The organism is Pannonibacter anstelovis, from assembly GCF_036881715.1.
GTDB classification, from domain to species: domain Bacteria; phylum Pseudomonadota; class Alphaproteobacteria; order Rhizobiales; family Stappiaceae; genus Pannonibacter; species Pannonibacter anstelovis.
The window spans coordinates 189,553-209,719 of the sequence record NZ_JBAKBF010000003.1 but is presented as its reverse complement, the minus strand read 5'-3'; the positions used below and the strand labels follow the sequence as shown (position 1 = coordinate 209,719).

The 20,167-nt window shown below is 62.6% G+C and carries 17 protein-coding genes, 1 tRNA gene and 1 riboswitch; of the genes, 11 read left to right on the top strand and 7 right to left on the bottom strand.

Translation table 11 applies throughout. The features are described 5' to 3' along the window. Positions 1 to 2 precede the first annotated feature (2 nt). The 5 genes from V6L75_RS06260 to V6L75_RS06240 all read right to left on the bottom strand — a co-directional run bounded on the left by V6L75_RS06260 (position 3) and on the right by V6L75_RS06240 (position 4,170). Positions 3 to 608 carry a thiamine phosphate synthase gene (locus V6L75_RS06260; protein WP_334250661.1) on the bottom strand — a complete coding sequence of 202 codons (606 nt, stop codon included), beginning with the start codon at positions 606 to 608 and terminating at the stop codon, positions 3 to 5. Further along, positions 605 to 1,381 (bottom strand): thiazole synthase, encoded by a 777-nt coding sequence (locus V6L75_RS06255; protein WP_334250660.1) that lies wholly within the window; start codon positions 1,379 to 1,381, stop codon positions 605 to 607. The genes V6L75_RS06260 and V6L75_RS06255 overlap by 4 nt, the downstream gene beginning before the upstream one ends. Position 1,382: 1 nt before the next feature. Further along, positions 1,383 to 1,580: a sulfur carrier protein ThiS gene (thiS, locus tag V6L75_RS06250; RefSeq protein WP_334250659.1), complete on the bottom strand. Its 198-nt coding sequence runs from the start codon at positions 1,578 to 1,580 to the stop codon at positions 1,383 to 1,385. Further along, positions 1,577 to 2,626 (bottom strand): glycine oxidase ThiO, encoded by a 1,050-nt coding sequence (gene thiO / locus V6L75_RS06245; protein ID WP_334250658.1) that lies wholly within the window; start codon positions 2,624 to 2,626, stop codon positions 1,577 to 1,579. Before thiO ends, thiS begins: the two co-directional genes overlap by 4 nt. A gap of 75 nt (positions 2,627 to 2,701) precedes the next feature. After that, a riboswitch (TPP riboswitch) is annotated at positions 2,702 to 2,817 on the bottom strand. Between the two features lie 222 nt (positions 2,818 to 3,039). Further along, positions 3,040 to 4,170 (bottom strand): ROK family transcriptional regulator, encoded by a 1,131-nt coding sequence (locus V6L75_RS06240; RefSeq protein WP_334250657.1) that lies wholly within the window; start codon positions 4,168 to 4,170, stop codon positions 3,040 to 3,042. Between the two features lie 94 nt (positions 4,171 to 4,264). Here V6L75_RS06240 and V6L75_RS06235 point away from each other — a divergent pair, with 94 nt between their 5' ends. From V6L75_RS06235 to V6L75_RS06205, 7 genes are all read left to right on the top strand, one after another. Continuing rightward, positions 4,265 to 5,638, top strand: a complete 1,374-nt coding sequence (locus V6L75_RS06235) for an ABC transporter substrate-binding protein (RefSeq protein ID WP_334250656.1) — start codon at positions 4,265 to 4,267, stop codon at positions 5,636 to 5,638. A 120-nt stretch (positions 5,639 to 5,758) separates the two neighbouring features. Further along, complete coding sequence (locus V6L75_RS06230) at positions 5,759 to 6,670, top strand: carbohydrate ABC transporter permease (protein WP_334250655.1); 912 nt, start codon at positions 5,759 to 5,761, stop codon at positions 6,668 to 6,670. Between the two features lie 65 nt (positions 6,671 to 6,735). Next, entirely contained in the window at positions 6,736 to 7,734 is a 999-nt protein-coding gene (locus V6L75_RS06225; RefSeq protein WP_334250654.1) for a carbohydrate ABC transporter permease, read from the top strand. A 5-nt stretch (positions 7,735 to 7,739) separates the two neighbouring features. Then, positions 7,740 to 8,852, top strand: coding sequence for an ABC transporter ATP-binding protein (locus V6L75_RS06220; protein ID WP_334250653.1), 1,113 nt, complete (start codon positions 7,740 to 7,742; stop codon positions 8,850 to 8,852). A gap of 12 nt (positions 8,853 to 8,864) precedes the next feature. Then, entirely contained in the window at positions 8,865 to 9,590 is a 726-nt protein-coding gene (ugpQ, locus tag V6L75_RS06215) for a glycerophosphodiester phosphodiesterase (protein ID WP_334250652.1), read from the top strand. After that, positions 9,584 to 11,137: a metallophosphoesterase family protein gene (locus V6L75_RS06210; RefSeq protein ID WP_334250651.1), complete on the top strand. Its 1,554-nt coding sequence runs from the start codon at positions 9,584 to 9,586 to the stop codon at positions 11,135 to 11,137. The genes ugpQ and V6L75_RS06210 overlap by 7 nt, the downstream gene beginning before the upstream one ends. Positions 11,138 to 11,188: 51 nt before the next feature. Next, positions 11,189 to 11,812 carry a DNA alkylation repair protein gene (locus V6L75_RS06205; protein ID WP_334250650.1) on the top strand — a complete coding sequence of 208 codons (624 nt, stop codon included), beginning with the start codon at positions 11,189 to 11,191 and terminating at the stop codon, positions 11,810 to 11,812. A gap of 303 nt (positions 11,813 to 12,115) precedes the next feature. On the opposite strand, the gene V6L75_RS06200 is transcribed toward V6L75_RS06205, so the two are convergent. Then, positions 12,116 to 12,192, bottom strand: a tRNA-Arg gene (locus V6L75_RS06200). Between the two features lie 407 nt (positions 12,193 to 12,599). Between V6L75_RS06200 and V6L75_RS06195 the strand changes: the two genes are divergently transcribed. After that, positions 12,600 to 14,225, top strand: a complete 1,626-nt coding sequence (locus V6L75_RS06195; RefSeq protein ID WP_334250649.1) for a cryptochrome/photolyase family protein — start codon at positions 12,600 to 12,602, stop codon at positions 14,223 to 14,225. A gap of 208 nt (positions 14,226 to 14,433) precedes the next feature. Here V6L75_RS06195 and V6L75_RS06190 read toward each other — a convergent pair whose 3' ends face one another. Beyond that, entirely contained in the window at positions 14,434 to 14,712 is a 279-nt protein-coding gene (locus tag V6L75_RS06190) for a septal ring lytic transglycosylase RlpA family protein (protein ID WP_425498692.1), read from the bottom strand. A 541-nt stretch (positions 14,713 to 15,253) separates the two neighbouring features. On the opposite strand from V6L75_RS06190, the gene V6L75_RS06185 reads away from it, so the two are divergent. From V6L75_RS06185 to V6L75_RS06175, 3 genes are all read left to right on the top strand, one after another. After that, positions 15,254 to 17,458 carry an EAL domain-containing protein gene (locus V6L75_RS06185; protein WP_334250647.1) on the top strand — a complete coding sequence of 735 codons (2,205 nt, stop codon included), beginning with the start codon at positions 15,254 to 15,256 and terminating at the stop codon, positions 17,456 to 17,458. Positions 17,459 to 17,653: 195 nt separating this feature from the next. Then, complete coding sequence (locus V6L75_RS06180) at positions 17,654 to 18,586, top strand: helix-turn-helix domain-containing protein (protein ID WP_334250646.1); 933 nt, start codon at positions 17,654 to 17,656, stop codon at positions 18,584 to 18,586. 122 nt (positions 18,587 to 18,708) lie between these two features. Next, positions 18,709 to 20,148, top strand: coding sequence for an aldehyde dehydrogenase family protein (locus V6L75_RS06175; RefSeq protein WP_334250645.1), 1,440 nt, complete (start codon positions 18,709 to 18,711; stop codon positions 20,146 to 20,148). The last annotated feature ends 19 nt before the right edge of the window (positions 20,149 to 20,167 follow it).

Below are 20,167 nucleotides of genomic sequence, written 5' to 3'. Positions count from 1 at the left end.
GCTCAGCGCCAGCTGGCTGTTGCGGCGAGCCACTCACGCACGCGCGCTTCCGGATCTGCATTGCGGGTGATGTCGGTGGCAACCGCTGCACTGTCCGCTCCGGCCGCAAGGGCCGCTTCCGCCCGCTCCGGTGTCAGGCCGCCAATGCCAATGAGGGGCAGGGTGCCGATGCGCTTCTTCCAGATGCCGAGCCTTTCCAGCCCCTGCGGCGCCCACTTCATCTCCTTCAGGATGGTGGGATAGACCGGACCCAGCGCCATATAATCGGGCTCTGCGGCAAGGGCCGTCTCAAGCTCCGCCTCGTCATGGGTGGAAAGACCCAGCTTCAACCCGGCGCTGCGGATGGCAGCAAGATCGGCCTCCGCCAGATCCTCCTGCCCCAGATGCAGCCAGCTGTAGCCTTCCTCGATGGCCATCTGCCAGTAGTCGTTCAGCACCAGCGTGGCGCCATGGGCCTCGCACACGGCTTTTGCTTCGCGGATCTGTCGGCGCAGCTCGTCCGGTGCGCAGTCCTTGACGCGCAGCTGCACCAGCTTCACGCCCTGCGGCACGAGGCGGGCGATCCAGTCCGCGCTGTCGACGATGAGATAGAACGGATCAAGCTTCATCCGAAAGCTCCCTTGCCAATGATAGGGGTTGATGGCACGGCCATATCCCTTGGTTCAAGCAGTCCGGCAAGATATCCTTGGCGCCCGGCCTCCACCGCCCCGGCAAAGGCCTCGGCCATGAGCGCCGGATCCGCTGCCCCCGCTACGGCTGTGTTGAGCAGCACCGCATCAAAACCCAGCTCCATCACCGTGGTGGCATGGGAGGGGCGGCCAAGCCCGGCGTCGACGATCAGCGGCACATCCGGGAAGGCGGCACGCATGGATCTGAGGGCGGCAAGGTTTTGCGGGCCCGCAGCCGTGCCGATGGGCGCGCACCAGGGCATCAGCACCTGACATCCTGCGGCCAGCAGCTTTTCCCCCACGATCAGGTCATCGGTGGTGTAGGGAAACACCTCGAAGCCCTCGGCGCTGAGAATGCGCGCGGCCTCCACCAGCTCGAACACATCCGGCTGCAGCGTGTCGTGGTGGCCGATGACTTCCAGCTTGATCCAGTTTGTACCAAACACCTCCCGCGCCATTTTCGCCGTCAGCACCGCCTCAGACGCGCTGTGGCATCCTGCGGTGTTGGGCAGCACCTTGACCCCGAGATCGCGGATCATCTGGAAGAACGCGCCGCCATTTCGCCCGGCCGCCGTTTCCCGGCGCAGCGACACGGTGACAATCTCCGCCTTCGAGTGCCGTACGGCATCAGCCAGTATGGCAGGTGAAGGATAGCGGGCTGTGCCCAGCAGCATCCGTGACGAGACCTCGCAGCCATAGAGTGTCAGGCTCATCTCAGCCTCCCTGCATCGGCGACAGGATCTCGATCCGGTCGCCCTCGCTCAGCCGGCAGGCCTCCCGGGCTTCGCGCGGCACCAGTTCGCCATTGACGGCGGTGGCTAGCCAGTCGCCTTCATAATCAAGTTCCTGCAGCAGGGCGGGCAGGGTTTCCGCCGCACAGGCCACGGCTTCGCCATTCACCAGCACTTTCATGGGTTTGCATCTCCCTTGTTTTCCATCAGCCGCCTTGCGGCCATATCCGCTGCCTGCCGGGCGAGGGCCGGGGCAAGCAGGAAGCCATGCCGGTACATGCCGGCAACGGCCAGATCCGCGCTGTGCGGCAGGCGTTCCGGCTCTGCCACCACGCGCGGCATGTTGTCGTCAAAGGCGGGGCGCACTCCGGCGCCCAGTTCCACGATGCGCGCTTCGCCAAAGGCGGGATGCAGCGCATAGGCGGTGTTGGCCAGTTCCATGACCGAGCGTGCCGTCACCGGGCCGCCGTCGTCGCTTTCAATCATGGTGGCGCCTACCATGAAGCGCCCGCCGCCGCGCGGAACCACATAGAGCGGATGGCGCGGATGCAGCAGGCGCACGGGGCGCGACAGGGAGATTTCCGTGGTCTCCAGATACAGCATCTCGCCGCGCACACCGCGCAGACCCGGCATCCGGCCGATAGCGCCGGGCCCGGTGCAGTCGATGACAAGCGATGCCCGCAGATCTGCCCCTTGCGCTGCTTCGCCCAGCTGGAAGGTAACACCGCGTGCTTCCAGCTGCTTCCAGAGCGCCGTCATGGCGAGGCGCGGATCAAGATGGGCTTCATTCTCGAAGAACAGCCCGGTCATGAAGCGCCCGGCAAGGGCAGGTTCCAGCTCTGCAATTTCCGCAGCATTCACCGTCCTGTGGCCTGTCGAGCGGCTGGCAAAGCGGCGCAGTTCCGCCTGATCGCGCGGCGGGCACAGAACCAGCGTGCCTTTGCGGGAGACAAGCCCCGGCACGGCCGCCTCCCACCAGTCTGCAGCTTCCAGCCCAAGCTTCAGCACCTCGGGCCCGGCGGTCTCCGCCTCGCACCAGGGGGCAAGCATGCCGCCGGCATAGAAGGACGCGCCATGACCCGGTGCCGGATTGGTGTCTGCCACAATGACGGAAATCCCGCGCCGGGAAAGCTCCAGCGCTGCGGCAAGCCCGGCCACTCCTGCGCCGCGCACCACCACTGGACGAGAGCCTGCAGAATGAGAGAGGCCTACGTGTGTCTGGCTCATCCGCTTCCGGCTCCGTGGCATCTGTCTCACGGGCGGAAGGGCTTTGTGAGGCGCCCGCTGGCAAACGCCGTGCCTGCGCGCATCACACACCATCCCTCCGCCAGCGTGAACTGGATCAGGTTCAACGGGTCACTGCGCTGCATCGCCAGCAGTATCTCAGCCCCTTGCACGGGACTCCCCAAGGTGAAGCCCAACCTTTGCGCCGGGAATGGAGGCTTGTCAATCGCGGGAGGGCCGGTGATTGCATGATTGCAACGGCTTGCCCTTCGAACTGATCTGCTTCGCCGCAGCGGGCCCTCTGAGGGCAAAGGCCGCCGGGCTGCTCTTCCGTGCCTTGGCACACGCGGCCGCAAAGCGGCTTGTGCCTTCACCTGTTGCGTGCGCCCTGCCTTTCCGGATGCACCCGGCGGAGACTAGCCGCGCAACTCGTGCAGGATCATGGCGGCCGCGCCAAAGGCGACCGCATCCGTCGCGGAGTTCTGCGGCACAAGGATTTGCGGCTGCAGAACCCGCGCCCCTTCAAATGGGTCCGATGTGGCAAATTCAAGCCAGCCTGCAAGACGTTTGCGGACACTCCAGGGCAGCGTCCCTCCGAGATAAATTGCAGAAGGCGCGAGGATGGCTGCAATCATGAAGGCGAGCGTTGCCGTCTCCGGCCCTGCCTTCGCAAGCCAGGTTTCCAGTACGGCCTCATGTTGCTCCAGATAGGCGGTCCATTCCCCGGCCGAGCGCCCTTCCGGGATAACGCCTGCATGGTCGAGGCACCAGGAGGCCAGATCATCGAAGCTGGGTCTGGAGCGGCCCCTGGCGCGCAAGGCGCCGACTTCGCCGGCATTGCCCGCATGCCCGCGGTAAAGCTCGCCGTTGACGATGATTCCGCTGCCGATGCCTTCAGAAAGATAGAGATAGACGAAGTTTTCGTGAGTGGCGGCGTTGCCCATCGTCAGTTCGCCCATTGCGGCGGCGTTGGCATCGTTCTCGATCATGACCGGGCATCCCAGAGTTTCCTCCAGGGCGGTTGCAAGGTCTGAACCCGTCCAGCCGATCACCTCCTGCGCCAGATCGAGGGATGCCGTCTGTTGATGGAAACGGGTCGGCATGGCGATGCCGGCACCGATCAACAGCCGCGGGTCTATGGCGCTTGCAGACAGAAGTTCTCCTTTCAGCCGCCCGACGGCGTCCAGCAGGCCGGAAAAGCTCTCGAAAGAGCCTCGTTCCTGCCACTCTCCCACGAGATTTCCGCGAAAGTCGAGCAAGGCAACCGAGACGGCAAACCGGTTGGCGTGCAGGCCGATTGCGTAACCGGCCTTTTCAGACAGCGTCAGATCAATATGCGGTGCCCCGCGCCCGCCCGAGCGCCTCGCACCTTCGACGATGATGCCGCGCTCAATCAGGTCGCGGGTCATCGTACTGACCGCCGCTGTCGTGATGCCGCACATTTCCGCCAGTTGCACCCGCGATGCCATGCCTTTCCTGCGCAGGTGCTTGAGCATGTCGGCCTGCGTCCGTCCAATGCCCTCCAAAGGGTGCTGCCGCGTCAGCATGAATTTCCTCCTCCTCGCAATTCCCTAGCGAATGTCATCAAACTTTTAATTAAGCAAGTTAATTAATGAAATATCGCCAACTGGATTGATCAGTATGACAAAGCCTCTCGCTCTTCTCACCAGCATTGCTCTTTCGGCTCTCGTGGCCGGCAACGCGTATGCCGAAGACATCAAGATCAAGATGTCGACCCTCGCGGACAAGTCCGGCCCGGCGCGTATCACCAACATCGAAGCCGCAGCCGACATCATGAACAGTCAGTTCAAGGCAGCCGGCATCGACAAGCGCATCGTCATCGAGGCAAATGCCAGCGCTGTCAAAGGCTGGGACGACCTGGCGCTTGAACTCATGAAGGCCTTTTCGGTCGGTCAGGGGCCGGACCTCTATGTCCTGCCGCATGAATGGATTGGCAAGTTCGCTGAAGACGGCAATGCCCTGGCCATGGACGGGATCATTGCCTCTACCCCGTGGGCCTATGGCGACATCCTGCCAGTCCTGTGGAACTCCGCCAAAGCCGCCGATGGCAAGATCTATGGCATCCCGCAGGATGCGGAGATCCGCATGTTCTTCTATAACAAGGACATGCTTCGCAAGATCGGCAAGGATGAGGCTTTCATCGAGAGCATCCCTGCCCAGGTTGAAGCTGGCAGCTTCACGCTTGATGACCTGACCGCCCTCGCCAAGGAGGTGGTTGACGCAGGTGCGGCGGAATACGGCATGCTGCACCGTCCGAATGTCGGCATCGACTATCTGATGGTGTTCCAGTCCTATGGGGTCAAGTTCATCGACGAGGCCAGCGGCAAGCTCATCTTCCCCAAGGCGGAGATGGTCGAGGCGCTGGGCTGGTACGAGCGGAACGCCCGGGAAGGCGTGACGCCGGCGGACAATACCGCCATGAGCTGGGACGCCATTCAAAGTGCCTTCAAGCAGGAGAAGGCCTTCATCTTCCATCAGGGTGTATGGGCGGTTGCCTGGCAGGCTGGTGACAAGAATGGAGCGGTCTGGCCGGCGGACAAGGAAGGCTACTTCAACAAGATCGGCTGGATTCCGGCTCCGGCGGCGGAGCAGGGGGGCAAGCCGTCCAACCTGTCCCATCCGCTTCTCTACACGGTCAATGCAAAGAGCGGGCATGCAGATATCGCCGCAAGCCTCATCGCGCTGGCGACCTTGCCCTACTTCAACACCGAGCATGCTGTCGGCTCCTATCACACGGCGATCAGCCACGCGCAGACAGCCATGCCGAAATACAGGGACAACTGGGTGCTTTCGGCCGCATCGCCGATGATGGAGCATGCGCAGTTTGTTCCCAACCATACCCAGTTCGGCAGCTACAACAAGGCGCTCTTCAGTGGTCTCCAGGCTGTTGAGACCGGCAAGATGACGGCTGAACAGGCGGTTGACTTCATCGCGGAAGAACTGAGCCTCCAGTTCGGCGCCGATGTCGAAATCCGGGAAAGCGCAAGCAACTGATCTTCGTGTGGCTGCAACGCCACTGACGTGCCGCCCGGCCGGAGACTGCCTTGCAAGCACCGGCCGGGTTCCCGGTACAAAGAAACTGCCGCCGCAGGCGGGCTATCCGGATTGAGTTCAATGTCCAGCACTCGCCTGCGGGCGCATCGCCCAGCCAGACCGGCGCTCTATCTGCTGCCGGCCATCGGGCTTCTGACGGTCTTCTTTCTCGGGCCGATCATCGTCAATGGCGTCATCGCCTTCACGGACATGGGCGCCAACCTCCGGGCCGGAGAGTTCACGCTGCAGAACTTCGAGCGCATTCTGCAGCGTGACGCACGCCTGCCGGCTGTTCTCCTGACAACGCTGATCTACGTCACTGCGACCCTGTTCCTGTTCAACGTCGGTCTTGGGGCATTGCTGGCTGTTGCGACCACGGCAGTCTCCGGAAGGCTGGGCACGTTCTTCCGTGGTCTGTGGCTCTTGCCGCGCATGAGCCCTGCCGTCCTCTATGGCATTCTCTGGATCTGGATCGCCGACCCTTCACCAGCAGGCCTGCTGGCCCAGGTTTCCGGTGCACTCGGTTTGCCGCCGGTCAATCTGCGCAATGATTTTCCGCTCTTGCTCGTTGTTATTGCAAACGGTTTTGTCGGTGCGTCGTTTGCCATGGTCATATTGACCTCGGCAATCCGTTCAATTCCGGCGCATCTGGCCAATGCCGCCCGCGTTGATGGCGCAAGCGAGTGGGGCGTGCTGCGCCATGTGGTGGTACCTGCGCTGTCCCAGCCGGTCCGCTTCATCACGATCTATCAGGCGCTCTCCCTGATGACGACCTACGAGTACATCCTGCTGATCACCGGCGGGGGGCCTGTCTACGATTCCACGCCCTATGCCCTCTACATCTATCGCAGAGCCTTCGAGAACGGTGCTTACGCCTATGGTGCGGCGCTTGCCCTGGGCCTGATGGTCATCGGTGTGGTGATCACACTCCTCCAGTGGCGGCTTGCCGACATGCGCTCCACCTTTGCAGCCCCCAGAATCGAGGTGCTCTGATGCCGTCCAACCGGTCAATGCTCGCGGGATCTTCCAGCTGGGCGCGCCTGGAGCGGCGTGGCGCCATGAACCGCGCGGGCTTCTCGGGTGTCATCCTGCTCTTTCTGACGCTCGTCTCCATTCCTGTTCTGCTGCCTTATCTTTGGCTCCTGGTGAAGTCATTCACCCTCTCCGATGGCGCCATCAGCAGCATGGTGATGTGGCGCAGCACGGCAATCGCAGCCGTGGCCTATGCAGGGGCCGTGCTGCTCTGCCTTCTGGCTGCCAGATTGAAAAGGCCGCAATTCGCCTGGAGCGTCTTCGGTCTGGCCATTCTGATCCTCGCTGCGGTTTTTATCGGTCCTTATCTGACGCTGGAGAACTACCGTTTTCTCCTGACGCGCGACATCGACGGAACGGGAACAAGCCGGACAGGCCTGCTTCCGTCAATCTGGTCGGCGCTCGGCAGCTCGCTGCTGTTTGCGATGGCCCAGACCTTGATCGTCACGCTGGTTGCCACGCCTGCGGCCTATGCCCTGTCGCGCTTTGCCTTTGCCGGGCGGGAGGCCTTCCTTCGCGGCCTCCTGATGCTGCATGCCTTTCCGGCTCTGGCGCTGACGGTCGCCGTCTTCGTGCAGCTTTACTACATGGGGCTGCTGAACAGCCTTGCCGGGGTCGTGCTTGTCCTGAGCGCCCTGGAGCTGCCCTATGCGATTTTCGTGCTCAAGGGGTTCTTCGACACGGTGCCCTGGGACATCGAAATGAGCGCTGTCACAGACGGCGCGACCCGGGCACAGGCGTTCCGGATGATCGTGCTGCCGCAAGTCCGTTCGGGGCTTATTGCGGTTGCCACATTCACCTTCCTGCGGGGCTGGGAGGAATATGTCTTTGTTCAGACCCTGCTCATCGAGAAAAGCCAGATGACGATGAGCCTCTATCTCTTCTTCGTCTCGCAGGATCATATGGGCGTTGACTATGGGCTCGTGGCGGCCGTCGGCATTGTCTACCTGCTGCCCGTGATCATCCTCTACACCTTCACACAGAAATACATCACACAGATGAGCTTCGGCGGAATCAAGGGATAAGAGCCATGGCCAAGATCACACTCGACAACGTGACGAAAAGCTGGGGCGAAAACCTTGTGCTGAAGCCGTTGAACCTGACCATCGAGGATGGAGAATTTGTCGCCATTCTGGGCCCCTCGGGGTGCGGCAAGTCGACGACGCTGTTCCTGCTTGCCGGTCTCTATGCACCGGCCTCCGGTGCAATCACCTTCGACGGCCACAATGTCAGCAAGGTTGACGCACGTGACCGGAACGTCGGCATCGTCTTTCAGTCCTATGCGCTTTATCCGAACCTGACCGTTCGCGAGAACATCGCCTTCCCGCTGAGGTTCAAGCCTGTTGGCAAGGCGGAGGCGGTCCGGCGCGTCGAGGAAGCGGCGGCTCTCGTGCAGATCAGCCCCTTGCTCGACCGGCGGCCTTCGCAACTGTCCGGAGGCCAGCAGCAGCGGGTGGCTCTGGCACGGGCGCTGGTCAAGGAGCCGAATATTCTGCTGCTGGATGAGCCGCTTTCGAACCTCGATGCAACGCTGCGCATTTCCATGCGGGCCGAATTGAAAGCGATCCAGAAACGCCTTGGTATTACCACGCTGATCGTCACGCATGATCAGATCGAAGCAATCACGATGGCTGATCGCATCATATGCATGAACAATGGCGAGATTGCTCAAATCGGTACGCCGGACGATCTGTACCGGCGGCCCAGCAATCTTTTTGTCGCAGGCTTCATTGGAACACCTCCGATGAACCTGATCGCAGGTCAGGCAAGCGGTGAGGAGCTGCGTCTTGGTGCATCCCTGCTGCAATTGACGCCGCCCTGGAACGGGCCAGTGACACTGGGGTTGCGCCCGGAGGATATTGCGCTGACTGCTCCGGCAGAGGCAATGCTTTGCGGTGAGATCGTCAGCGTAGAGCCGATGGGACGCGAAGTCTTCTACACGGTTTCCACGCCTGCTGGTCTCATCCATGCGCTCGAATACGGCGAGGCTGTGCGCCATGCACCCGGAAGCAGGGCCGGACTTGACTGGAATACTGCCCTTTCTCTCCTCTTCGATGAAGATGGCAACCGCATCCCCGGCCTTCATGCCGGAGTTTCGCATCCCGCCTCAAGCCGCGCCGGGCAGCGGCTGCAGGCGAATTGACAGGACCTTTCAGTGACCAGAATTGTCTCTCATCGCGGTGCAAACAAGTTTGCACCGGAAAACACATTTGCCGCCGCAGACCTCGCCCTTGAGCAAGGGGCTGACTACATCGAGCTGGACGTGCGCGAGAGCGCCGACGGTGTGCTCTACGTCTTTCACGACGAGATACTTGACCGAACCACAGATGGTTCAGGTCCTATTGGCCATGCCCTGGCCAGGGAAATTGATGCACTCGACGCCGGCAGCTGGTTTGATCAGAAATTCAAGGGCGCCGTTGTGCCGCGGCTGGATGCTTATCTTGAGCACCTGCGGGGCCGTGCCGGGGTCTATGTCGAGCTGAAATACTGCGATCCGGCCAAGGTGGCGGCTCTGGTCCGCAATCTGGGCATGACACGCGACACGTTCTACTTCTCCTTCTCCGAGGAGATGCGGCTGGGGCTGCAGCTGATTGCACCGGAATTCCGGAAGATGATGACGCTCAACATTGCCAAGTCACCGTCTCTTGCCGCCTCTGTCCATCATGCGTCGATCATCGAGATCACGGTGGAACAGATGCGCAGGCCAGGCCTTCTGGAGGCCTGCCGTATGGCCGGTCTGGACATCATGGTCTATTACGGGGGAGACGATCCGCTCGTGCATCGCGAAATTGCTGACGCGGGTGCCAGCTACATCAATCTCGACCGGCCGGACCTTTTCCAGGCGGCGCGCCGTCATCCTGGAGGTTTTCTCTCTTGCTGAAGGCCGCAATCGTTGCTGATGTCCATCTGCATGACCTGTATGGTGGTTACGGGCTGGGGGAGCGAAGCAGTGGTGCGCTTTCCCTTCGCACCTTCGCAGATACTGCGGCCTCCACGCGCGTGTTCAACGAAAGCTACCCGGCCTTCATTGCAACGCTTGAAGATATCGTCCGGCGGGGCATCAGCACGGTCGTGCTGCTGGGCGATTATTCAGACGATGGCCAGCCCGGTGCGGTGACGGCACTCAAGCGTATCCTCTCAGACTACGAAACGAACCATGGGCTTCGTTTCTTCACGGTCTTCGGCAATCACGATTGCTTTGGTCCTCTCCCCCGGCATCAGTCCAAGTGGCTGACGGCGGGCGGCAGCACGGCGGCGGTGCTGGCGTCGAGTGATCCCTGCGCCCCGGAGCCTGCCGTCTTTGCACCGGACATGCTGGGCATGACCACTGCCGGCGCCATGCAGGCCATGGCGTCTTATGGCATCGCGCGTCCCGCTGGTGTGCTTCACTGGGAAACACCTTTCGGCGCCCGGGACGGCCTTGATGAACGCTATCCCCAAGGCGGTGATCCGGCATTGCCTGACGCATCCTATCTGGTCGAGCCGCAAGAGGGGCTCTGGCTGCTGATGCTGGATGCCAATGTGTTTCATCGCGCCGGGGCGGGATGGAAACTGAAGGCAGATGCGGCCTGGGATCATGTCCTGACGGACCGGCCTTATCTGATCAACTGGATCCGGGACGCCGCCCAGCGTGCGAAGCGTCAGCAAAAGACCCTCCTCGCCTGCTCCCATTACCCCGTTCTGCCGCTGACGCTTGAGGACACTGGCAGCGGCGTGCGGGCTGGAGGCACTGCCAGCTGGCAGGAGCGGATGCCGTCAACACATGCAGGCCAGACTTTGGCAGCTGCCGGGCTTAAATGGCATTTCAGCGGCCACATGCATACAGCCGGTCAGGTGGAACTCGGCGGTCTGGTGAATGTCGCCGTTCCGTCACCCGTCGCCTTTCCAGCAGGATATTGCGTTGTTGAGGCATCACACGGTTCGGTTCACGTGGAGACCATTCCGCTGGCTCATGTACCCGGATTTGACATCGCTTTTGCCGCCTATGGAGACGAGATCCGTCACGGGAGCATCAGCGGCAGTCACAAGATGCTCGCCAGCGGAATCTATGCGGATTTTCTGCAGGCGCATCTGCGCCAGCTCGTGGCCACCCGGCATGTCCCGGCGGACTGGCCCCGCCTTCTGCCCTGCCTTGAGCAGCCAATCGGGCATCTTCTGCCTTCCGGGGGCCCTTTTGACCGCCTCTTCACGCGATGGCCGGACATGGCTCTTCTGCCTTTGTGTTCAGTTCTGGAAGACTATTACCTGCTCAGGGCATGCGGCGGTGAGGTGTCCGGTGCCGTCGATCAGACAAGAGCAGAATTCTATTCCGGTCTTTCAAAGGTTTTATCTGGCACATTGCGCCGGTCCGATGATTCAATACGGGATAAGGATCTGTTTGAGATCATTTCGAAGGGGCTGACCTCATTTCAGCCGGCGAAGAGGTGATCTCCTTGATTTCTCACCGCGCCGGTGATGGCCGGGAAAGGTTGCCGCTCGATGCCGGACCTCCAGCAACTCATTGAACGCGCCAAAGGCACGGAGCATGGTTTCAAGGACCTTGAGGCTGCCGCTGCCGAGGTCCTTGACGAGGCAGAGCGCGGCGAAGCCTTGCAGATAGCGAGCGCCCTTCTGAACGTCGAGCCGGCTCAGGCGCGCTGTATCGGAACGTTCATTCTGGGTAGGCTGGCATCATCGGATGAAACGGCGCTGGGGATATTGAAGAAGCAGGTCAGCCGGGATGGCGACTGGCGCGTGCAGGAAATCCTTGCCAAGGCGTTTGACCGTTATTGTGCAGACATTGGATACGAAGCCGCGCTTCCCGTCATCAGGGAGTGGCTGGCAGATCCCTCCGCCAATGTCCGCCGTGCCGTGACTGAGGGGCTGAGAATCTGGACGGGGCGCCCATATTTCTGCGATCACCCCATGGCTGCAATCGAACTGCTTTCCCAATTCAGGAACGACGGCAGCGAGTATCTGAGGAAGTCTGTTGGCAACGCGCTGCGGGATATCAGCAAGAAGCATCCCGAGCTGGTCAGGCAAGCCGTGGAGCAATGGAACCTTGATGAGCGCGGAGCGGAGCAGACCCACAAACTGGCAACGCGGTTGATTCGACGGCAGTAGACGTCAGCCGTCCTGTTGACGGCCGTGTTCATCACCTGCATCCGGCCGGACCTTCCGGGCCAGATTGCTGCGAACAGCTGTGATAGCCCGGCCAGATCGCTGCTTCCGCCCTCCCGGACACGCGCATCTTCGGTCAACACAATGACGGCTCTGTCTCGGCTGCAGGCGAGCTTATGAGCATCGCGCCGGGTCCGCCGTCGGCGCGCGGCGCATCATAGGGCAGAATTCGGAGTTTCTGCTAACACTGGCCGCCGCTTCGGCCGTAGAAACGTGGCGCCCTATTCTGCGCGTTCTTTGAGAAAATGGCGCACCCGAAGGGATTCGAACCCCTGGCCTCTGCCTTCGGAGGGCAGCGCTCTATCCAGCTGAGCTACGGGTGCTGACCGGGCGCCGGTTGGGACCGGCCGGTTCGGTTCTGATACAGGAATGAAACCGTCTCGGCAACGGCTTTTCTGTTCTCCCGGGTGGATAGCTGGAAGGTGCAGAGTTGCGCGGTTCCGGCAAGGCCTTGCGGCTTCATGCATATGCTGGGTTCAGGCCCTCCCTGTCCTGAGGCACGCTGCCCTTTTGGCGGCGCGGCGGGTCGCTGCCGTCCGGCAAGCCGGAAGGGAAGGCTTGTATCCATCGTCTCGTCATGGGGCGATCGTTCATCGTCCATACCTGTGATACAGAACCCCGGCGGTTGCGTAGAGGCAGAGAGCGACGGCAGCCAGGCCTGATCTCTTTTCCTGCCACCTCCGCGATCCTGCAGAAGCCGGGATAGCTGACAAAAGAGCCGCAAATTCCCATGAACCAGCCGCCGGAAGCAGACACCGCAACTGCGCGGATCCTCTCCACAGCCCCGGCCTTCGCCGGTGCCCTTGGTGCCGAGCCGCAGGTCCCGGCCGGTCCGGTGGACACGCTCGTGCCGGTGCTGGGCGATCAATTGTCCCTCGGTCTTTCAGCTCTTCAGGCCGCCGGCCGGGCGAGGACCGTGGTGCTCATGGCGGAGGTGATGAGCGAGGCGAGCTATGTAGGCCATCACAAGCAGAAGATCGCCTTCATCTTCTCGGCCATGCGCCACTTTGCCATTGCTCTGCGAAAGGCTGGCTGGCGCGTGGACTACATCACGCTGGAGGACCCGGACAATACGGGAAGCCTTGCCGGAGAAGTGCAACGAGCAGCCTTTCGCCATGGCTGCAGCAGGATCCTTGCCACGAAGCCTGGCGAATGGCGGGTGCTGGAGGACATGACCGGCTGGGGCGCATTGACCGGATGCGAAACCGTTTTGCTGGAAGACACGCGCTTTCTCTGCCCGCTGGATGAGTTTGCCGCCTGGGCAGAAGGGCGCAAACAGCTGCGCATGGAATATTTTTACCGCGAGATGCGGCGCAAGACCGGCCTTCTGATGGAGGGAGACGAACCGGCAGGGGGGCGCTGGAACTTTGACGCGGAGAACCGCAAGCCGGCGGAAGGCAGCCTGTTCCTGCCGCGGCCCTTCCGGGCCGCGCCTGATGCGGTGACGAAGGAGGTGCTGGCGCTGGTGGCTCAGCGCTTTGCGCAGAATTTCGGGCGGCTTGAGGGCTTTGCCTATGGCGTGACGGCGCAAGACGCGCAGGCGGCGCTGGACTGGTTCCTGCACGAGGCGCTGCCGTCCTTCGGCGACTATCAGGACGCGATGCTCAAGGGAGAGGCCTGGCTCTATCATTCGGTGCTTTCCCCGTATCTCAACACCGGGCTTCTCGATCCGCTGGAGGTCTGCCGCCGGGTGGAGGCCGAATGGCGGGCGGGGCGGGTGCCGCTCAATTCGGCGGAGGGCTACATCCGCCAGATCATCGGCTGGCGCGAATATGTGCGCGGCATCTATTGGCTGAAGATGCCGGGCTATACGGAAGAAAACGCGCTTGCGGCGGACCGGCCCCTGCCTGGTTTCTATTGGACGGGCGAAACGGACATGCGCTGTCTGCGCGAGGCCATCACCCAGACGCGCGACACGGCCTATGCCCATCACATCCAGAGGCTGATGGTGACCGGCAACTTCGCCATGCTGGCGGGGGTCAACCCGCGCGAGGTGCATGAATGGTATCTTGCGGTCTACATCGACGCTTTCGAGTGGGTGGAGGCGCCCAACACCATTGGCATGAGCCAGTTTGCCGACGGCGGGCTGCTCGGTTCCAAGCCCTATGCGGCGGGGGGCAACTACATCAACCGCATGTCGGATTATTGTGGCAGCTGCCGCTATGACGTGAAGCAGAGGACGGGGCGCGATGCCTGCCCGCTGAATGCCCTCTATTGGGATTTTCTGGTGCGAAACGGGGACAGGTTGCGCGGCAATCCGCGTCTGGCACAGGTGTTCCGCACTTATGACAAGATGGGGGATGAGGCAAAGCAGGATCTGCACCGGCAGGCGGCGCAATTCCTCAAGGCACTGTAATTTCGAAGCAAATCAGAGAGCTTCAAAAAAGCCGCGCCCTTCGGGAGAAGGTGCGCGGCTCAAGTTTTGTGCACATGGCCCCATCGACCACGACGGCGGAATGTAACGTTCGCCTCTGAAGCTGTCATTACTTAATGTAAGTTAACTTCATAAATAATGCTTCGCTCTTGCGGTTGCGGATAAAATGGCCGCCTGCGCACCCGCAGTGTTAACAGTGCTTGCCGGCACGCAGGGTGCTGCCGTGCGGGCCAACGACCTTGACCCGCGCCGTGCCTCTGCCGGTAAAGCCGAGCTCGTTTGCAGCCCGCCGGGTCACATCAATGACGCGGGAGCGGATGAAGGGGCCGCGATCGTTGATGCGGACCTTCACGTGCTTGCCGTTGTCCAGGTTGATGACCGTGACCACGGTGCCGAAAGGCAGAGACCGGTGGGCAGCTGTCAGCATGTTGGGATTGGCGCGCTCGCCGCTGGCAGTCTTGCTGGTCATTGCATACCACGATGCCATGCCGCATTGGCCGGATGTGCCGGCAGAAGCTGTCGCAGAGGCGGCTGCTGCCATGGAAAAAGCCAATGCTGCCAGAGACCTGGCATATATCGCACGCGAGGCTCTGGTCTTCATTTCATTTTCGGACTCTATTGTCTCATCCCCCGGTGATCTCCCTGCGGCGGCGCTCAGCACAAGGCTGAAACGAAATGGTAAACCCGCCAGGAGGGACGTCCAGCTACAGCCCGCCCTCACAGGATAGTCAGCAGTTCATCTGGAGACACATCTTCGATGTCTCCGGAAATCGATGGCCGCCTGATGCCTATACAATCTGGCCATATTGTGACGCTGCGTCTGATTGCGTCGTGGCATGGCGTGGTGGAAATCCTCGCCAGCGCGTTAACACTTTGTTAAGGTCACGGGTAACGCCATTGGGAAAACCGCCCGGGTCACTGTTGTCCGCAAGGCGGCGTTGGTCCACTTCTTGAGGCCGATTTGGGGGGAGGAGGATCAGGAGGCTGGTCCTTTTGCTGAGGGGCACGGTTTGACTGAAGAGACCTCGAATTCTCCGCAGACCCATGCAGACGTCAGGCCGCTGACGGAACTGGATCTCGCCTGCGCGGCGGGAACATTGCTTCACAGCGTGCGCCATCCGGCTGCCCTGCTGACCGCACGGGGCAAATTTCTGCTGGCCAATCAGGCATTGCTGCAGGAGCTGGCTTGCAGCAGTGCGTTTCTCACAGGGCGTTCCCTTGAAACAGTCATCAATGAACCGGCCCTGCGCCGCCTGAGGCCACTGATAGAGATGGCGGCACGTGGCAAGCCTGCCATGGCTGAAGGCATGTTTGCCCTCGACGAGGGGCGCGGGGCGCCGATGCGGCTGACCTGCACTCCCTTGCGAACAGCCGCCTCCCCGCGTCAGACGCAGCTCCTGTTTCTGGAGATGCGGGAGCTTGCTTTCGTCGGCCCGGCCGAGCGGCGCATGCGCATTGCGCAGCAGGCAGCGCATCTGCTTGCCGGGCGGGTGCTGATGCTGGCGCGCAATGGCCGTGTGGCTGATGTGCTTCCTGTCGATGACCATGATCCGCAGCTGGCCACGCTCCAGGATATGGATGAGAGCGCCCTCACCGGCATGCACCTCGCAGAACTGGCCGGTCATGACCTTTTCCGCCAGTCACTGGAGCCAGCCTTTGACGCCGCGCTGGAGGGCCAGTGCACGCATGTTACCCTGCCGTTCAGTCAGATGACCGGCGCGCTGGCGCAGCTATGTCAGCGCAAGGCCGGTGCGTCTGGCGGGGTGGAAGTGCTCAAGCAGGTGGTGCTGACCTTTGCGCCCAGCTGCGACTGGGTGGGCCGCGCCGATGGCGTCATGCTGGTGCTCGGCACCGCCACGGCGGCCAGCGCAGGCCGCGAACCGGAAGCACGCACGCGGGAGCTGGAGCGTCTCGCCATGGAGGACCCGTTGACGGGCCTCGCCAACCGGCGCGCCTTTCAGCAGGCGCTTGAGGATGAACTGACGCGGGTGCGGGCGGGCGCTTCTGCCGGCATTACGGTGCTGGTGGTGGATCTTGATCAGTTCAAGATCATCAATGACCGGGCCGGGCATATGGCAGGCGATGCCATGCTGGAGCGTATCGCCGCCCAGCTCCGCCACATCGCGGGGGAAACGGCGCTTGTGGCGCGGCTTGGCGGTGACGAGTTTGCCATCATCCGCTTCAGCGCCGATGAGGATGGCGCCCATGGCTTTGCCAGCACAATCGCGGCCTCTCTGGCGCAGCTCGATTTCCCGTGGGATGGCGTGGTTTACCGCTCCGGTGGCAGCATCGGTTTTGCCGTTCTGGACCGGCAGTTTGCCCGCACGCTCAATGCATCGGCCGCGGATGTGCTGAGCTGGGCCGATCAGGCCTGCATCTCCAGCAAGGCGCTGGGCGGGGGCAAGGTGCTGCAGTTTCGCTTTGATGAGCATCTTCTGGCCTCCTACAAGACGTCACGCTCCAATCTGGAGCGGATCGAGCAGGCGCTGGCCACCGACCGCTTGCAGCTCTTTTCCCAGCCGGTGTGCTGCACGGCCACGGGCCGCACGGTGATGACCGAATTGCTGCTGCGGGTGGACGATGAGGAGCTGGGCCTTCTGGAGCCGCAGGGCGTGCTGTCCGCCGCCGCAAGGCATGGTCTGCTGCCGCAGGTGGACCGGCGGGTGGTCGAACTGGCGCTGGCGCGGCTGCGCCGGGGCGGACGCAGCGCCGCCGGGCAATTCTCCATCAACCTGTCGGAGCAGTCGCTCGGCGACAGCGATTTCCTGGGGTTCCTGGATGGCGCTCTTGCGCGGAACCGGGCCATCGCCACACGGCTCGCTTTTGAGGTGCCGGAATTGGCGGTCGCGCGCGAAACCGCAGGCATGATACGGCTTGCCGCCATGCTCAAGGCCCATGGCGCAACGCTTATTCTGGATGATTTCGCTGGAAACTGGCCGAGAACCACGCATCTGAAGGGCCTTGGCCTCAAGTGGCTGAAGATCGACGGCAGCATGACGGCGAGCCTGCTGAGCGACCGGGTGCAGCGGGTTCAGGTCAAGGGCATCGTGCTGGTTGCTGCCTCGCTGGGGGCAAGGGTCATCGCCGAGGCGGTGGAGAATGAGGACACCGCCGTTTGTCTGGCTGAGCTTGGCGTCTTCACCGCGCAGGGCTTTCATTTTGGCGCCCCGCAGCCCTGGACCAGCGCTGCCGATCTCCTGAAAAAGGCTGCGTGAAACGCTCCCCGCAATGACACGGCGCAGAGACGGCAGACAGACCTGCCGCAGGAGCAGCTTGACAGCCCGGTTGCGCAAGGGCTCAATGAAGGCGGCTCAGGAATAATGCGTAGAGGCGGCAAACCGCCCGCAAGCGCAAGGCAGAGACCGGAAAGACCGGAGCCACCTTCACATGCGGATGGGGCGTGGCACGCCATGAGGGAGCATTTCGCAGCACATGATTTCTCCGGCATCGGAGCCTTCCGGGATGGGATCTCGAAGGTCTGCGGCTGCTTTGACGTGCGCGCAGCAGAAGGCGGAACGGCCTCCGCCAGCCCGGCCTTTCGGGCCAGCACGGCATTGCGGCAGTCGAACGGGCTGGAGCTGGCCTATGTGGCAGTGGCCGGCGCCAGCGTGCTGCGCAGCGGCCAGGCCTACCGCACGGATCACCTCGATCATTTCGTCCTGACCATCCAGAACCGGGGCTCTGCGCGCATGCGCCAGCTGGAGGGGGATGTGATCATGCGTCCCGGCGACATGTTCCTGATGGACGCGGCAAGGCCAAGCCACTTCAATTTCGAGCAGGGGTTCAGCGAACAGCTGTCCGTGCATCTGCCGCGTGAGGATCTGATCCGCCGCATCCCGGCCCTGCCGGGCGGTGGGCTTGCGATCCGCCGGGAGGACAGCATCGCCATTGCCATGCAGGCGGTGCTGAACCGGCTCTGCGAAAGCAGGGAAGAGGCGGCAACTCCGCTGCAGGAGGCGCTGTTCGCCCTCTTCGGCAGCTACATGCATGATCTCGCCCGCGGCTCCGCAGACCATGGTGTGCAGGGAGAGGGGCTTTTCGGCGAGGCGCTGCGGCTGATCCGGCAGAATTTCCGTGATCCGGATTTCAGCGCAGGCACCCTCTGCGCGCTTCTGGGCGTTGCGCCCCGGCAGCTTCAGCGGGCATTTGCCCGCCACGGGGATAGCCCGCGTGAGCAGATCCTCGCCATCCGGCTCGATGCAGCGCGGCGGCGCCTCATGGCCGAACCGCAGCGCACGGTCGCCGACATTGCCTTTGAGCAGGGCTTTGGCGATCTGTCGCATTTCTACCGCGCCTACCGCCGCCGTTTCGGCCATGCACCGGGGGCGGCCAGCCATCATTGAAGGCTGGCTGTCACGGATCAGCCGTGACGCTTTACACCAATACGCCTGTCGCATGCGCCCAAGACCGCACGGGAGCCGCACGCCTAACCTCCCTTCATAAAAACCTGAAGGAGGGAGCTCACATGACTTTGCACGCTTCGGATGCCGCTGCATCCGCGCCTGTCTATCCGCTCATCATCAATGGCCAGAAGGTCAATCTGGACAGTGTCTTCCCGGTCGATGACCCCGCCACCGGTGCCGTCGTCGGCTTTGCCCCCAATGCGGGCGAGGCGGAGCTGAACGCAGCCGTTGCCGCAGCCGCGGCGGCCTTTCCAGGCTGGGCTGCACGCCCGGATGCGGACCGTGTGGCCGCCTGCCATGCGATTGCTGACAAGCTGGAAGCCCATGCGGATGAACTCTCGCGCCTCATCACCCGCGAACAGGGCAAGCCGCTCAACGGGGTCGGCTCCCGCTTCGAGGTGCAGGGTGCTGCGGGCTGGTGCCGCTATACGGCCGGTCTGACCCTGCCTGTGGAGGTGCTGCAGGACGGTGAGGCCGGGCGCGTCGAGATGCACCGCAAGCCGGTTGGCGTCGTCGGTTCCATCACGCCGTGGAACTGGCCGATGATCATTGCCGTCTGGCACATTCTTCCGGCCATCCGCAGCGGCTGCACGGTCGTGTGCAAGCCTTCTCCCTATACGCCGCTCTCCACCCTGCGCATGGTGGAACTGATGAACGAGGTTCTCCCCGCCGGTGTCGTCAACGTGGTGACCGGCGATGACAAGGGCACCAGCCTCGGCGGGCTCATTTCCGCCCATCCGGATATCCGTAAGGTGGTCTTCACCGGTTCGACGGCCACGGGCCAGAAGGTGATGCGCTCGGCGGCCGACACGATGAAGCGCCTGACGCTGGAACTGGGCGGCAATGACGCGGGCATCGTCCTGCCCGATGCCGATCCGCAGGCCATTGCCGAGGGCCTGTTCTGGGGCGCCTTCATCAACATGGGCCAGACCTGCGCCGCGCTGAAGCGGCTCTATGTGCATGACAGCATCCATGATGCGGTGGTCGAGGCGCTGGCCGCCTATATCCGCAACATCCCGGTTGGCAATGGCCTTGAGGAAACCTCGGTCATGGGGCCGGTGGCCAACAAGATGCAGTTCGACAAGGTGGCAGCGCTCGTCGAGAGCGCCAGGGCCAAGGGCACTGTCGTCACCGGCGGGGCTCCGGGCGAAGGCCTGTTCTTCCCGCCGACGGTGATCACTGGCCTGTCGAACGGAGATCCGCTGGTCGATCAGGAGCAGTTCGGCCCGGCGCTGCCGGTCATCCGCTACACCGATCTGGAAGAGGCGATCCGTGCCGCCAATGACAGCCCGTCGGGCCTTGGCGGCTCGGTCTGGTCGTCGGATCCGGAGAAGGCGCGGGCGGTTGCCTCGCGGCTTGAATGCGGCACGGTCTGGATCAACAAGCACGGCATGATCCAGCCCAACGCACCCTTCGGCGGCACCAAAATGTCCGGTCTGGGTGTCGAGTTCGGCCAGGAGGGGCTGCTCGAATACACGGATATCCAGGTGATGATTCTCTGAAAGGGGCGGGAGGAGAAAC

Coding starts and splice junctions, on each gene's coding strand:
- V6L75_RS06260 (WP_334250661.1), bottom strand. CDS start 608: ATGAAGCTTGATCCGTTCTATCTCATCGTCGACAGCGCGGACTGGATC.
- V6L75_RS06255 (WP_334250660.1), bottom strand. CDS start 1,381: ATGAGCCTGACACTCTATGGCTGCGAGGTCTCGTCACGGATGCTGCTG.
- thiS (WP_334250659.1), bottom strand. CDS start 1,580: ATGAAAGTGCTGGTGAATGGCGAAGCCGTGGCCTGTGCGGCGGAAACC.
- thiO (WP_334250658.1), bottom strand. CDS start 2,626: ATGAGCCAGACACACGTAGGCCTCTCTCATTCTGCAGGCTCTCGTCCA.
- V6L75_RS06240 (WP_334250657.1), bottom strand. CDS start 4,170: ATGCTGACGCGGCAGCACCCTTTGGAGGGCATTGGACGGACGCAGGCC.
- V6L75_RS06235 (WP_334250656.1), top strand. CDS start 4,265: ATGACAAAGCCTCTCGCTCTTCTCACCAGCATTGCTCTTTCGGCTCTC.
- V6L75_RS06230 (WP_334250655.1), top strand. CDS start 5,759: ATGTCCAGCACTCGCCTGCGGGCGCATCGCCCAGCCAGACCGGCGCTC.
- V6L75_RS06225 (WP_334250654.1), top strand. CDS start 6,736: ATGAACCGCGCGGGCTTCTCGGGTGTCATCCTGCTCTTTCTGACGCTC.
- V6L75_RS06220 (WP_334250653.1), top strand. CDS start 7,740: ATGGCCAAGATCACACTCGACAACGTGACGAAAAGCTGGGGCGAAAAC.
- V6L75_RS06205 (WP_334250650.1), top strand. CDS start 11,189: ATGCCGGACCTCCAGCAACTCATTGAACGCGCCAAAGGCACGGAGCAT.
- V6L75_RS06195 (WP_334250649.1), top strand. CDS start 12,600: ATGAACCAGCCGCCGGAAGCAGACACCGCAACTGCGCGGATCCTCTCC.
- V6L75_RS06190 (WP_425498692.1), bottom strand. CDS start 14,712: ATGACCAGCAAGACTGCCAGCGGCGAGCGCGCCAATCCCAACATGCTG.
- V6L75_RS06180 (WP_334250646.1), top strand. CDS start 17,654: ATGAGGGAGCATTTCGCAGCACATGATTTCTCCGGCATCGGAGCCTTC.
- V6L75_RS06175 (WP_334250645.1), top strand. CDS start 18,709: ATGACTTTGCACGCTTCGGATGCCGCTGCATCCGCGCCTGTCTATCCG.